The following is a 13,162-nucleotide window of genomic DNA, read 5'->3' as shown; positions in this document are numbered from 1 at the left end:
TACTCAGGACGGGCCGGCCCGCAGGGCGGCTTCGGCAGCCGAGGCGATGCCCTGCCGCCAGGGCTCGCCGTGGCCGGGTAGCACGGTCCCCGCGCCGGTGTCGGCCAGCGCGGTCAGCGACGCCAGCGCTTCGGAGCTGTCGGCCGTCGCGGCGCCGGAGACGATCTGCGGCCCGGTGACACCGGTATAGGGGTCGAGGGTGACCAGCGCATCCCCCGCGATGAGCGTGTCGCGGTCGGCCAGGTGCAACGCGCAGTGGCCGAGCGTGTGGCCCGGGCTGAACACCACCTGCGGTCGGCCCGGGATATCGAGGACGGTGTCCGGGCCGTAGCACGTCGTGTCCGAGATGCCGCGCACGAGCAGCGCGCCGGCGGCGGCCATCTTCGCCTGGTACGGGATCGATCTCGGATAGCGCAGCGGATAGAACACCCGGCTGTTCTCGTGAGCGTAACGATAAGGATGTGCCGCAAGATACTGGTCGGCGGCGGGTACGAACACCGGCACCTGCCACCGGTTCCGGACCCACCGGGCCGAACCGACATGGTCGAAGTGGGCGTGGGTCAACACCACCGCCTGCACGTCCCCTATCGTGCGGCCAAGTCGCTCCAACGCCGTCTCCAGGTGCCGGAAGGTGGCCGGCAGCCCGGTGTCGACCATGGTGACCCCGCTGTCGTCCTCGATCAGATAGACGTTGACCGCCGCATGCGCCACCCGGTGCACGCCGTCGGCGGCATCGCGTTCCAGCACGGCTGACATGGCGATCAGTACCAGTAACGTCTGCCGCCGACGGGCCGGCCGACCGCTCCCAGCACCCAGAACACCACGCCGATCACCAGCAGCACGATCCCGATCGCCCACAGTACGTAGACGTCGAACACCAGCCCGAGGATCAGCAGCAGCAGACCGAGCCCGATCATGAGCCATACCCCAGGATCGCGTCGCGCGCCCGGTCCACCATCGAGGCGAACGGCCCCACGAACGCATTGGCCGGCGCGCTCTCGACTCCGGGGTGCGGCCTGGTCGGCGCGATCGCCTCGGCGAGCTTGACCGCCCGCTCCAGCAGTTGCAGTTCGATGTCCCCGAGTTCTGCACGCAGCCCGGCGAACTCGTCGCGCTCTTCGTGGCCGGCATGCTCGACGACGTCGTCACGCAGTTCCCGCAGCTTCTCGGTGAAGAACTCCGAATCGACGTCGACGTTCTCCAGTTCGCTCAGCGCCGTCTTGGCCTGCTTCTCCTCGGCCAGCCGCGCCTCGACCATCTCGCGGCCGTTGTCGAGTTCGTGGGCGGCCCGCGGGTGCACGATCTCCTCCTCGGCGGTCTCGTGCACGGCCAGCAGCCGTCGCAGCCGGACGAAGGACTCCTCGCGTTCGGCACCGGCGGCACGCAACGTCTCGTCGAAGAGCGTCTTGATCCGTTCGTGCTGGCCGGTCAGGAAATCGACCACGTCGACCGGGGTGTGCAGGGACGTCTGTGTCATGGCTACCGACTACCCCGGCCCGGAAATGGTGAAACCCTCAGCCGGCCACCACCCGGATGTGATCGAGGGAGGGGTCGGCGGCGTCGGGCAACGCTATTCCGGCCGCCAGACCGGATCGCAGGTAGTCGATGACGGCGATGTCCAGGCGTTCGCCGGGCACCACGGCCGGCACGCCCGGCGGATACGGCGTGAGCTGCTCGGCCGCGATACGGCCGGCGGCCTGCGCTGCGGCGACCATCTCGGTCGGGCCGAAGAACGCGTCGCGCGGCAGCACCACGCTCTCCAGTTGCATCTCCTCGGGCGAGGGCAACCGGACCGGCGCCGGCGGCTCGAAAGACGTTGCAGCGGAACGCCACCCGCTCAACGCATTCAGCAGCCGGTCGGCGCTGCCGCGGTCGTCGGCAAACGACATGGTCGCCAGGATGCGACGGTGGTCGGCCAATCCCACGTCCAGGCAGCGCTGCTCGCGCAGCCAATCCCTGGCCTGGTACCCCGACGTGCCGGTCGCCGCGACGTCCACCAGTACCTGCATCCGGTCCAGGTCGTGGGAGGCCTCCGCACCCAGCAGCACATCGTCGAGCACCTCGACGTCGGGCAGCTCGTCGATACGCGCACCCACCTCGCGCGCCAATGCCAGTGCGGCGTCCAGCATCTGGTGTCCGTGTTGCACCATCTGGCGCCGCCAGCCGTCCAGTGCCGCATAGATCGGCACACTCGGGCTGGTGGTCATCAACAGGTCGGCGCAGGCGGTGAGCCGCTGGCGGTCGATGAGGTCGCCCTGGACGTGGTACACCGAGCCCTGCTCGAACCCGGCCCCCATCTTGTGCACGCTGACCACGCAGACGTCGGCGCCGGCGTCCATCGCCCAGGTCGGCAGGTCGTCGTGGAAGGGCAGGTGCGCGCCCCAGGCCTCGTCGACGATCAGCGGCTTGCCGCGCCGGTGACAGATCTCGGCGATGGCGGCCAGGTCCGCACAGGTGCCATACGGTGACGGGCTGACGATCAGCGCGCCCGCGGCATCGGGATGTTCCTCCCATGTCCCGGCTACCCGTTCGGGCGACGGCGGATGGCTGAAATTTCGGTCGGCGTCCCAGCGCGGGGTGATCCAGCCCAGTCGTCCAACCCGCCGCGCGCCAGCACGTCGGCGCGGAACGGGTCGTCCCCCAGCACATCACGCACCAACTGATCGGCGCCGCGGCCTTGGCGGTGTCCCGGCGGGCTGAAGCCGTATCGGTCCTTGCGGTGGTAGTCGGCCAGGGCTTCCAGCACGGGTGCTCGGCGGTGATCCATCTCGGCCATATCGGCCAGGCATACCCACGACGGTCAGCGGGTAACCGGAGGTGATGACTGACCGCATCGCCGAGCCGTGGGGTGCGAGGACACCGTATGCCGCCGGGCAGCGGTGGCCCGACCGGGTGGACACCGAGCTGAGCGAAGGGCTGGCCGCCGACGAGGTGGATTGGACGCAGTCCGCGGCGGTGCTGCATTCCAACGGCGACGGCATCGACATCGCCGCCCACGACGGCCGGATCGTCGGAGTCCGCGGCCGCAGCGTCGACCGGGTCAACCACGGCCGGGTGGACCCCAAGGATCTGTTCGGCTGGCAGGCCAACAACTCCCCCGATCGGTTGACGGTGCCGCTGGTGCGGGAAGGCGGCCGGCTGGTCGAATCCGATTGGGACACCGCCATGAATCGGATCGTGTCGACGACGCAGGCACTGCTGCGGGATATTGGGCCGAGCGCGATCGGCTTCTACACCAGCGGTCAGCTGCTGCTCGAGGAGTACTACACCTTGGCGGTGATCGCCCACGCCGGGCTGGGCACCAATCACATCGACGGCAATACCCGGATGTGCACCGCCACCGCCGAGTGGGCGCTGAAGGAGACGTTCGGCTGCGACGGCCAGCCCGGCTCCTACACCGACGTCGACCACGCCGACGTGATCGCACTGTATGGCCACAACGTGGCCGAGACACAGACCGTGCTGTGGTCTCGCATGCTCGATCGGCTGGCCGGCGCCGACCCGCCGCAGCTGATCTGTGTCGACCCGCGTGAAACGCCGGTCGCCCAGGCGGCGACGGTGCATCTGGCGCCGGTTCCCGGGACCAACCTGGCGTTGATGAACGGCCTGCTGCACGAGGTGATCGCCAACGACTGGGTGGACCACGACTACGTGGCCGCCCACACCGTCGGCTACGACGAGCTGGCTGCCTGCGTCGCACAGTATCCGCTCGAGCGGGTGGCGAAGATCTGTGATGTGCCGGCCGGGCAGCTGCGGCGTGCCGCGGAGATCCTCGGTCACGCGCAGCGGCTGTTGTCGACGGTGTTACAGGGCTTCTACCAGTCCCATCAGGCGACCGCGGCGGCGGTCCAGGTCAACAACCTCAACCTGATTCGCGGCATGCTGGGTCGCCCGGGCGCCGGCGTCCTGCAGATGAACGGGCAGCCGACCGCGGAGAACACCCGCGAGTGCGGCGCCAACGGTGATATGCCGGGGTTCCGGAACTGGCAGAACGACGAACACATCGCCGAGCTGGCCCGGCTGTGGAACGTCGACCCCGCGAAGATCCCGCATTACTCCGAGCCCACGCACGTCATGCAGATGTTGCGCTATGCCGAGCAGGGCAGCCTGCGGATGCTGTGGGTCAGCGCCACCAATCCGGCGGTGTCGCTTCCGGAGTTACGCCGCATCCGGCACATCCTCGGCCAGTCACGACTGTTCCTGGTGGTGCAGGACATCTTCCGCACCGAGACCACCGAACTCGCCGACGTGGTGCTGCCGGCCGCGGCGTCGGGCGAGAAGACCGGCACATTCACCAATGCCGACCGCACGGTGCACCTGTCCGACAAGGCCGTCGACCCGCCCGGGCAGGCGCGCCCCGATCTGGACATCTTCTGCGACTACGCCGAGCGGATGGACTTTTCAGATCGCGACGGCGCCCCACTGATCACCTGGAAGGATCCGGCGGCGGCGTTCGCGGCCTGGCAGCACTGCAGCGCCGGGCGACCCTGCGACTACACCGGTCTCAGCTACGAGAAGCTGCGCGGCGGCAGCGGTATTCAATGGCCCTGTAACGCCGAGCATCCCGACGGCACCGAACGGCTCTATGCCGACGGCGCGTTCTTCAGCAAACCGGACTACTGCGAGAGCTACGGCAAGGACCTGCTCACCGGAGCAGCGGTCGAGCCCACCGAGTACCGGGCGGCCAATCCCGCGGGCAAGGCGATGTTGCGGGCCGCCGGCTACACCCCACCGCATGAGCGGCCCGGCGGCGACGACGAGCTGTGGCTGACCACCGGCCGCACCGTCTACCAGTTCCACACCCGCACCAAGACCGGCCGGGCGCCGCAACTCAACGACGCGGCCCCGCAGGTGTGGGTGGAGCTGTCGGCGGCCGACGCCCGGCGCCGCGGGATCGGCGACGGTGACATGACCGAAATCCGTTCGGCGCGAGGCAGTGTGTACGCCCGCGCGCGGGTGGGCGGCATCCGCGAGGGGGTGGCGTTCCTGCCGTTTCACTACGGCTACTGGGATGCACACGCGGCGGGCCACCACCGCGCGGCCAACGAAGTGACGATCACCGACTGGGACCCGGTGTCCAAGCAGCCGCTGTTCAAGACGTCGGTGGCGCGCATCCGCAAGCGCGCCGAGGCAGATCCGAGCGGCTGGTGAAAATCGACCTGGCGTTACGGGAGCTGCACCGCTCCGAGACGTCGCTGGCCAGGCGGTTCCGCCGGGTGGGCGAACGACACAAGGCCGACCACGACGTCTTCCACCTGTGCGCCGATCTCGCCGAGTGGTCCGATGATCATGTTCGCCGGCTCGCGCGGGCCGGCCGGGACCACGGGCTGCGGCTGGCCGAGTCGCCGGCCCGGATCGGGCGGCCGCTGTCGTGGTTACGCCAGTCGGCCAGCGTGGTGTTCGGCCGGCGGCCCGAGCCGGGGCTGCTGCTGCTGGCCGATCTGCGCAGCCTGCATCTGCATTCCGCGGCGGTGTCGGTGGATTGGGTGCTGCTCGCCCAAGGCGCCCAGGCCGCCCGCGACAGCGCGCTGCTCGAGCTCGCCTCGCAGTGCCATCCCGAGACGCTGCGACAGCTGAACTGGACCACCACCATGCTCAAAGAGCTGGCGCCGCAAGCCCTGCTCTGCTAGCGGCTGCTAGCGCCGGAAGGCGATCACCAGCGCCAGCAGGTCGAGGCCCAACAGCACCCAGCCGGTCAGCGGGACCAGGAATCCGCGCCGCCGCCCCGCCGTCCAGAACGAGATCAGGATGGTCAGCGCGGCAATGACCGGCGCGCCGTAATAGAGGATGCCGAACACCACGCCGCTCGGCCCCAGGCCGGGGCACTCGGTGGTGCTGCAGGCGGCGGTGCTCATCACCGCCCCCGTCGCGAACACCATCACCAGGGCGGCCCCGGCAGCGGTCAACAGCGCCGTCACCCAGTTGACCCAGAGCCGAGCCCGATGGTTGTCGGTCTGCACCGGTACCGGCATCGGTTCTCCGGTCACAGCGCCACTTTCCGCGATTCCAGCTCGGTGACCAGCGCCTCGCAGAAGGCCGGCAGGTCGTCGGGCTTGCGGCTCGACAGCAGGATCGACGGGCCGGCGTCGCAGCGCACCAACTGTTCGTCCGCCCACTGGCCGCCGGCGTTGACGATGTCGGTGCGCAGGCTCGGCCACGACGTGAGTCGCCGCCCGGCCACCACACCGGCCTCCACCAGGGTCCACGGGCCGTGGCAGATGACGGCGACCGGCTTGCCGGCATCGAAGAACTCCCGCACGAACGCGACCGCCCGATGGTCGGTGCGCAACTGGTCGGGGTTGGCCACCCCGCCGGGCAGCACCAGCGCATCGAAGTCATCCGCGGAGACATCGTCGACCACCCGGTCCACGTCGAATTCGTCGGCGCGGTCCAGGTGGTTGAACGCCTGAACCGGCCCCGTGGTCGTCGACACCAGTACCGGGGATGCCCCGGCCTTGGCGACCTCGCGCCACGGCTCGGTCAACTCGATCTGCTCGACACCTTCGGGCGCCACCAGAAACGCGACGCGGCGCCCTTCTCGCGATCCGGACATCGACCTTCCCCTTCCCTGTCGGGCAGCTCATGTGCTGGACCTCCCATACCCGATGCCCCAGCCGCACAAACGAAGCGGTGTAGCCGGCGGGTGGCGGGGGTACCCCGCCGAGATGACATGGCGGGGATGGTGCGGCGCTGCGGCCGTCGGAATGCTCGTCTGCGCCGGCTGCTCGCTGCCGGGGCGGTCGCTGCAGAGCGCGCCCGAAATCGCCGCCGTACCGGTGCAGACCCCGCTGCGCGACCCGGTGTGGTCGTATCGGACCGGTTCGCTGATCGCGCTCACCGACGACGGGCGGCTGGCCGCGGTCGACAACCCCGACCAGCCCGGTGCGGCCACCACCCGGTTGTCGGCGCCGCTGGACGCCGGGCGCAACGTACAGATCAGCCGCGCCGACGACCGGACCGTGTTCGTGCCCCAGCCGGCGCACAACCGGGTGGCGGCGGTCGAGCTGGCCGGCCTGCAGCAGACCGGCGACATCGACGCCGGCCCGTCCCCGGCCTACCTGTCGGAGAATTCGGGCATGCGGGTGCTGCTGGCGCTGTCCGCCGACGGAGCGACGGTGACCCCGGTCGAGGAGCACGGGCTGCGCAAACTGCCCGCCGCCCGGGTGGCCGCCGGCGCCACCGGCGTCGTCGACGGCGCCAACCGCGGGCGCGCCATCGAGTTCCACGCCTACGGACCGCACGGAATCTCCCACTACAAGGGGACCTCGTCGCCGCCCGAGCCCCGCGGCCACTACCCCACCGCCGTCATGGCGGCCGCCGGGGACGGCACCGCGGCGAGCCGGGTCTATTTCGCCGACAGCCGTGGCGACACGCTCTACGCCGTTGAATCCGCCCGCGGCGGACACGGTTTACAGGAGATCGGCCGCGCGACGGTTTCCTCGCCGATCCGCTATCTGGGTTCCGACGACAACCGGGTGTATGCCGCCACCGACACCGCCGTGGCGGTGTTCGAGTCGGCGCCGTTCACCGGATATCCACACGGCAGCATCCCCGTGCTGCGTGTCATCGACTACCGGGCCGGTCTACCGTCCGGGCCGGCCCGGTCCGCACCTCTGTCCGGCATGGCGATCGGGCCCGACCGCGTGTATCTGACCCTGCGGGGTCAGCCGGTCGTGGCCAGTGTCGCCAAGCCCCGGCTGTGACGACGGGAGGCCCAATTGAGCTCGATCGAGCGGATCCGCATCGACGACGATGTCGCGGTGCTCACCGAGCAGGTGCGCGCATTGCGGGAACTGGGGCAACGCGCACAGGTGCACGACTGGCACATCTACGACCTGAGTATTCGGTGGGGCACCGCGCTGGCCGGGCGGCTGCGCCGGCTGGCGTACTACCACGACCGCGGCCTGCTCGACGACGACGCCGAGCGCCGTGTCGCGGCGGTGTGCGACGAGTTGCGCAGCGTAGCCGACCTGGTGGAGCGGTTCGATCTCGCCCGCCCGGACCTGCCCGCCTGACTGACGCGGACCTGCCCCCTGATTGACACTGCGTCCAGGGCGACGAAGTGCGAGTGCACCGCGCCCTCGCTTCAGCGTCAACGGGTAGTCGATGGTTAGTCGAGGAATTCCCTGTGCCGCAACCGGATCGCGGTCCGCGGCTGCGGACAGGACGGGTCGCGGCAGATCAGTGCGACCAGGTAGGCGTCGTTGTCCTCGTCGAGGAACAGAAACCCCAGGTACAGCGCCTGACCCACCTCGAACTCGGTGCCACCGCAGGCCGCGCAGTGCCCGCCGCGCACCCGCACCAGATCCGACACCCGTTGCCGGGCCACGGCTTCCATGTCGATCAACTCGGGGCGAGCGGCGGTGTCGGTGGCCACGGCTAAATCTCCCCGTCCATGCTGTAGTAGACGTTGTCCTCACGCCATCCGCCGCGCCCCTTCCCGATGTGGGCATAGTCGTCGACGAACTCGATCTGGTTGATCCACTTGGCCATCTTGAACCCCACCTGCGTCTCGGCGCGCAGCCGCAGCGGCGCACCGTGTTTGATCGGCAGCGGCCGCCCGTTCATCGCATACGCCAGCAGCATCTGCGGCTTGTGCGCCAGCTGCAGGTCGAACACCTCGTAGAACTGCCCGCCGCCATGCGCGCTGGGCTCGTCGGTGCTGTTGTCCTGCATGGTCATAAAGCAGATGTAGCGAGCCTGCGGCAACGGTCGCACCAGGTCCACCAGCGCGCCCAGCGGCACCCCGGTCCATTCGCCGATAGATGACCAGCCCTGCACGCAGTTGTGCAGCACCCGCTGAGTCTGCGGTGCTGCCAGGGCGCGCAGCCCGGCCAGATCCAGCGTCGCCGGGTGCTCCACCAGCCCACCGACCCGCAGCCGCCAATCGACGAAGTTGTGCACCGCCATCACCTTGTAGTTCTCGGCGGTCGGCGGTTTGCCGTTGACCCGGTGCTCGACGGAGAGCATCCGCTCCGGGTAGTCCTGCCGAGAGTCCAGCCGGCGCAACAGGCCCCGGCGCGGCACCGCGATCACCGCGCCGAGCACCCGGCGCACCGAGGCCGGGCTGCGGAGGCTCCACAGCGTCGCCGCGACATGCACGGCCACGATCGCCGCGACGATCAGCAGTGACAGCGCGGTCGCCCAGTACGTGTTGCGGACCGACCCGAATATCATCAACGCGCTGAGCCGGCCCCACCCCCAGCAGAACAACATCGTCAGGTGGATCACGATGAACACCCCGAACGCCGCCAGGCCCAGGAAATGCAGGCTGCGGGCGCCCTGCCGCCCGCCGAACAGCCTGACGTAGCGGGGGAAGCGCGCCTCGATCGCCGGTGACTGCGCCGCGCCGGTGAGGATCTGGAACGGCGCCAGCAAGAAGATCACCGCGGCGTAGGTGAGCTTCTGGATGGCGTCCAGCGGCTCGCCGGGCAGCAGCGGCGGCAGGTTGAAACTGAGATAGGTGACGATGTCGTTCCACGCGTCGGCGAAGATCGACCAGGAGTAGGGCCAGTAGCGGTGCCACTGTCCGGTCGCGAAAAGCAGGATGTAGTACGACAGTCCGACCAGAATCCAGCCGATTACCGCGAAGAAGTGCCAGTGCCGCCCCATGCCCAGTTGGGCGTGTCCGGGCAGCGCGATCACCGGGTGGTAGTCCTCCTCCTCGTCCAAGGTGTCGTAGAGCTTGTCGGTGGGCATGACCTTGCGGGTGAACCGGGCCCACTCTGTCCCGGGTGCGCTGTCGTCGTGCCGGTACAGCTTCGGGTGGGTGGACAAGATCTCGATGCCGCTGCGTATCAGCAGCGTCAGGAACAGCACGTTGAGCCAGTGCTCGATGCGCAGCCACGCCGGGAAGTCGAGCATCAGTCGTACCAGGCCCTTCCCTGCCCGAAGGCGATGTTGACCCCGGACAGCACCGACAGGTGCAACGCGAGGAAACCGCCCGCGCAGGCCAGCGCCAGGCTGCCGGGCGCCAGATCCCACCGCCCGGTCACCGTCGGCAGATCGGGCAGGCCGACAAATCGGCTGACCAGGTAGCCGATCACGAATGCGCCGCAGATGACGCTGCCGGCCAGCCACCCCAACGCCGGCACGATGTCATCGACGTCGATCCAGGTGATGGCTGCGGCAACGAGGCAGCCGACGATCATCGCGACGCAGTACACCGCGAAATATCGGGGCGGACTCACCGACGTCGCCCACACGTAGCCGTGGCTGCCCGCCAGTCCCAGCAGCGCGAGGTCGGCGACCAGCGTCACCACCCGGGGCAGGTTGAACGCGATACCGCACATGAACTCACTCCTGCGTAATCTGCTGCGCCTTCGCGTAGGCCAATTGCAGGAAATCCGCCCCGGCCAGCGCGGTGAACGTACCGGCGACCAGCCGTGTCAACCGCGGCGCGAACACCAACCCGGTAACGAACGCGGTGACCGCCCACATGTCCAGGCAGAACGGGCAGGTCAACAACTCGCCGAGGCTGTGGCGCAGCTGGCCGGAGTGGCGGGTATTCTCCATCACCTCGGCGGGGCCCCCGGTACCCGCATAGTGGACGAACGGCGCCCGCAGCGGGCTGGTCACCGCGTCCTTGGTGAGCGTGCGGGACAGTTTGTGAGCGCCCAGGGTCACCGTCAGCAGGTCGCCGGCCGCCCACTGCTGCGGCAGCCGGCGGCCGGTGGCCGCGGCGGCCACGGTTACCGCCGCGACCAACCCGCCGTACACCAGCAACACCACCGCGTATCCCCCCAGCGGCCGCGGGTCGTCGCCGCGGTAGGCGTCGGCTTCCCGTTTAGCCGCGTCGGCGATGGCGTTACCAGCTCCGGTCGATCGAGCCATCACTCTCAGTACTTGTCGCAGGTCTTGGCGATGGGGCCGACCAGGTTGACGAACTGCGCCGCCTCGGGCACTCCCTGGGCCTGCTGCAGCATCTGCTCGCGCTTCGGCGGGGGCGAGGCGAGGAAGTCCTGCAAGAAGGTCTGCGCCATCGGTGTGGAATTGAATTGTGCTGCGGTCTCCGGTGATTGGGCGTTCATCGCCGCCACCACCTGGGAGTAGCTGCAGGTGGTGCTGACCGCCGGATCCTGCGCCGGCTCCGCGGCAGCAACGCCCGCGGCGGACAGTGCCAGCGCCACGCCGCCGCCGGCGGCGGCGAGCCTGGTCAAAGACGTTGTGATCATTGATTTATCCCCTTCGGCTAAGGTCCCCGTCGGTGACGGTACCGACCTAGGCTTGCCGTTTTGAGCCGAGCTAAACCACGGTTTGCCGACAAGGCGCTGTGGGTATCGTTGGAAGTGCTGTGATTAGTCGGGTACTCGCCGCGGCCTGCCTGTCGGGTGCCGTGCTGCCGTGCTGGCCCGCCGGGGAGGCGGCCGCGTTCGGCTGCCCAGAAGTCGAAGTGGTGTTCGCCCGCGGCACCGCCGAACCGCCCGGCGTCGGATGGATGGGACAACAGTTCATCGATGCGCTGCGGTGGCGGCTCGGCGGCCGTTCGGTGGGTGTCCATCCGGTCGACTTTCCCGCCGTGCCCGAATTCGGCCCGACCATCGCCGGGGTGGCCGACGCCGCCGGCCACATCACCGACATGGCGGCGGGCTGCCCGGACACCGCGCTGGTGCTCGGGGGGTATTCGCGGGGCGCGGCGCTCATCGGCTACCTCACCGAGCCGGCGCCGGCCGCCGCGGGCTTCCCGCCGCCGCCGGCACCCGAGGCGGCCGAGCGGGTCGCCGCCGTCGCGCTGCTGGGCAGACCGTCGCCGGAGTTCCTGCACTCGCTGGGCGCGCCGCCGCCGACGATCGGGCCCGGTTATGCCGCCAAGACGATCGAGTTGTGCGCGCCCGGCGACCCGATCTGCTCGGCGGGCGCCGACGGCGCCGCGCACGCCGCCTACGCGACGAACGGCATGACAGCGCTCGCGGCGGACTTCGCCGCCGAACGCGTCGTGGCACCCGAACCCGTTCCGGATCGGCCGCTGTGAGATCAGCGCTGCCGGACCCCGCGCATACCGACTGCATGTTGCGGGTAGTCAGCCGGGCATGACCCAGCGTGCCAGTGCGGCCATCCCGGTCGAGTCCGTCGAAGCCACGGCCTACTCGATTCCCACCGACGCCCCCGAATCCGACGGCACCTTCGCCTGGGATTCGACCACCTTGGTTCTGGTCACGGCGACCGCCGGCGGGCAGGTCGGCACCGGCTACACCTACGGCGGCACGGCGGTGGTCACGGTTGTCGAGTCCGAACTGGCCGGCGTCATCACGCAGCGCGACGCGCTGCAACCGCCGGCCCGCTGGGCCGAGATGCAGCACGCGGTGCGCAACCTGGGCAAGCCGGGTGTGGTCGCCGAGGCGATCTCGGCGGTCGACATCGCGCTGTGGGATCTGCGGTCGCGGCTGCTCGACGAACCGCTGACCATCGCACTGGGCGCGGTACACGACGGCACCCCGGTCTACGGCAGCGGTGGGTTCACCTCGTACGACAACGACGCGTTGTGCGCTCAGTTGTGCGGCTGGGTGGAAGCCGGGATCCCGCGGGTCAAGATGAAGGTGGGCCGCGACCCGGAGGCCGACCGCGACCGGGTGCGGGCCGCTCGCGCCGCGATCGGCGACGACACCTTGTTGTTCGTCGACGCGAACGGGGCCTACGCCCGCAAACAGGCGTTGCTGTGGGCGCAACGCTTCACCGAGTACGACGTACGCTGGCTGGAAGAACCGGTGTCCTCCGACGACCTGGCGGGCCTGCACCAGTTGTGTGTCCAGGGCCCGGCCGGGATGGATATCGCCGCCGGCGAGTACGGCTACCACCTGCCGTATTTTCAGCACATGCTCGACGCGCAGGCGGTGGATTGCCTGCAGGCCGACGTCACCCGGGCGTTGGGCATCACCGGGGTGCTCAAAGTCGCCGCGCTGTGCGACGCCCGCGGCATGGAGCTGTCGTTGCACTGCGCCCCGCAGATCAGCGGCCAGGTCGGCACCGCCGTCTGGCAGCTGCGGCACCTGGAGTACTTCCACGATCACGTCCGCATCGAGAGGTTGGCATTCGACGGGACCATCGACCCGGGACCCGATGGCGTGCTGCGTCCGGACCGCAGTGCTCCCGGGCACGGGCTGACCGTCAAAGACGCCGACCTCGAACAGTTCCGCATCGCCTGATTCGGCGGGTCATCGGCCGG

General features: G+C 69.5%; 16 protein-coding genes and 1 pseudogene. 6 read left to right on the top strand and 11 right to left on the bottom strand.

Annotated elements, in window-relative coordinates; genetic code table 11:
• Positions 1–3: 3 nt before the first annotated feature.
• The 4 genes and pseudogenes from ACAG20_RS06095 to ACAG20_RS06080 all read right to left on the bottom strand — a co-directional run bounded on the left by ACAG20_RS06095 (position 4) and on the right by ACAG20_RS06080 (position 2,767).
• The gene (locus ACAG20_RS06095) at positions 4–747 is read right to left on the bottom strand and encodes an MBL fold metallo-hydrolase (protein ID WP_370492067.1); all 744 of its coding nucleotides are present in this window, start codon (positions 745–747) and stop codon (positions 4–6) included.
• Positions 748–761: 14 nt separating this feature from the next.
• Positions 762–917, bottom strand: coding sequence for a hypothetical protein (locus ACAG20_RS06090; protein ID WP_165824980.1), 156 nt, complete (start codon positions 915–917; stop codon positions 762–764).
• Positions 914–1,477: a hemerythrin domain-containing protein gene (locus ACAG20_RS06085; RefSeq protein WP_370491929.1), complete on the bottom strand. Its 564-nt coding sequence runs from the start codon at positions 1,475–1,477 to the stop codon at positions 914–916. The genes ACAG20_RS06090 and ACAG20_RS06085 overlap by 4 nt, the downstream gene beginning before the upstream one ends.
• 37 nt (positions 1,478–1,514) lie before the next feature.
• Positions 1,515–2,767 (bottom strand): annotated as a pseudogene (locus ACAG20_RS06080) (aminotransferase class I/II-fold pyridoxal phosphate-dependent enzyme).
• A 50-nt stretch (positions 2,768–2,817) separates the two neighbouring features.
• On the opposite strand from ACAG20_RS06080, the gene ACAG20_RS06075 reads away from it, so the two are divergent.
• Together ACAG20_RS06075 and ACAG20_RS06070 are read left to right on the top strand one after the other, a co-directional pair.
• Positions 2,818–5,151: a molybdopterin oxidoreductase family protein gene (locus tag ACAG20_RS06075; protein WP_370491928.1), complete on the top strand. Its 2,334-nt coding sequence runs from the start codon at positions 2,818–2,820 to the stop codon at positions 5,149–5,151.
• Complete coding sequence (locus ACAG20_RS06070; protein WP_370491927.1) at positions 5,148–5,630, top strand: hypothetical protein; 483 nt, start codon at positions 5,148–5,150, stop codon at positions 5,628–5,630. The genes ACAG20_RS06075 and ACAG20_RS06070 overlap by 4 nt, the downstream gene beginning before the upstream one ends.
• Positions 5,631–5,636: 6 nt before the next feature.
• On the opposite strand, the gene ACAG20_RS06065 is transcribed toward ACAG20_RS06070, so the two are convergent.
• A complete protein-coding gene (locus tag ACAG20_RS06065) occupies positions 5,637–5,987 on the bottom strand; it encodes a hypothetical protein (RefSeq protein WP_370491926.1) in 351 nt (116 codons plus the stop codon).
• Positions 5,984–6,553 (bottom strand): type 1 glutamine amidotransferase domain-containing protein, encoded by a 570-nt coding sequence (locus tag ACAG20_RS06060; RefSeq protein ID WP_370491925.1) that lies wholly within the window; start codon positions 6,551–6,553, stop codon positions 5,984–5,986. The genes ACAG20_RS06065 and ACAG20_RS06060 overlap by 4 nt, the downstream gene beginning before the upstream one ends.
• A gap of 112 nt (positions 6,554–6,665) precedes the next feature.
• Between ACAG20_RS06060 and ACAG20_RS06055 the strand changes: the two genes are divergently transcribed.
• Positions 6,666–7,703 (top strand): hypothetical protein, encoded by a 1,038-nt coding sequence (locus ACAG20_RS06055; RefSeq protein ID WP_370491924.1) that lies wholly within the window; start codon positions 6,666–6,668, stop codon positions 7,701–7,703.
• 15 nt (positions 7,704–7,718) lie between these two features.
• The gene (locus tag ACAG20_RS06050; protein ID WP_013830020.1) at positions 7,719–8,015 is read left to right on the top strand and encodes a hypothetical protein; all 297 of its coding nucleotides are present in this window, start codon (positions 7,719–7,721) and stop codon (positions 8,013–8,015) included.
• Between the two features lie 95 nt (positions 8,016–8,110).
• Here the strand turns inward: ACAG20_RS06050 and ACAG20_RS06045 are convergent, their stop codons facing one another.
• The 5 genes from ACAG20_RS06045 to ACAG20_RS06025 are packed head-to-tail and all read right to left on the bottom strand — an operon-like array spanning position 8,111 to position 11,174.
• Positions 8,111–8,338 carry a hypothetical protein gene (locus ACAG20_RS06045; protein ID WP_370492066.1) on the bottom strand — a complete coding sequence of 76 codons (228 nt, stop codon included), beginning with the start codon at positions 8,336–8,338 and terminating at the stop codon, positions 8,111–8,113.
• 41 nt (positions 8,339–8,379) lie between these two features.
• Positions 8,380–9,864 (bottom strand): molybdopterin-dependent oxidoreductase, encoded by a 1,485-nt coding sequence (locus ACAG20_RS06040; RefSeq protein WP_370491923.1) that lies wholly within the window; start codon positions 9,862–9,864, stop codon positions 8,380–8,382.
• A complete protein-coding gene (locus tag ACAG20_RS06035) occupies positions 9,864–10,292 on the bottom strand; it encodes an oxidoreductase (RefSeq protein ID WP_370491922.1) in 429 nt (142 codons plus the stop codon). Before ACAG20_RS06035 ends, ACAG20_RS06040 begins: the two co-directional genes overlap by 1 nt.
• Before the next feature lie 4 nt (positions 10,293–10,296).
• Complete coding sequence (locus ACAG20_RS06030) at positions 10,297–10,833, bottom strand: DUF1360 domain-containing protein (protein WP_370491921.1); 537 nt, start codon at positions 10,831–10,833, stop codon at positions 10,297–10,299.
• A 5-nt stretch (positions 10,834–10,838) separates the two neighbouring features.
• Positions 10,839–11,174, bottom strand: a complete 336-nt coding sequence (locus tag ACAG20_RS06025; RefSeq protein ID WP_370491920.1) for a hemophore-related protein — start codon at positions 11,172–11,174, stop codon at positions 10,839–10,841.
• A 119-nt stretch (positions 11,175–11,293) separates the two neighbouring features.
• Between ACAG20_RS06025 and ACAG20_RS06020 the strand changes: the two genes are divergently transcribed.
• Both ACAG20_RS06020 and ACAG20_RS06015 read left to right on the top strand, forming a co-directional pair.
• The gene (locus ACAG20_RS06020) at positions 11,294–11,971 is read left to right on the top strand and encodes a cutinase family protein (protein WP_370491919.1); all 678 of its coding nucleotides are present in this window, start codon (positions 11,294–11,296) and stop codon (positions 11,969–11,971) included.
• A gap of 58 nt (positions 11,972–12,029) precedes the next feature.
• Positions 12,030–13,142 carry an enolase C-terminal domain-like protein gene (locus ACAG20_RS06015; protein WP_370491918.1) on the top strand — a complete coding sequence of 371 codons (1,113 nt, stop codon included), beginning with the start codon at positions 12,030–12,032 and terminating at the stop codon, positions 13,140–13,142.
• The last annotated feature ends 20 nt before the right edge of the window (positions 13,143–13,162 follow it).

Origin of the sequence: Mycobacterium sp. pW045 (assembly GCF_041287085.1) — a bacterium.
Lineage (GTDB): Bacteria > Actinomycetota > Actinomycetes > Mycobacteriales > Mycobacteriaceae > Mycobacterium > Mycobacterium algericum_A.
The sequence above is the reverse complement of the archived record's forward strand: the minus strand, read 5'-3'. Positions and strand labels throughout refer to the sequence as shown.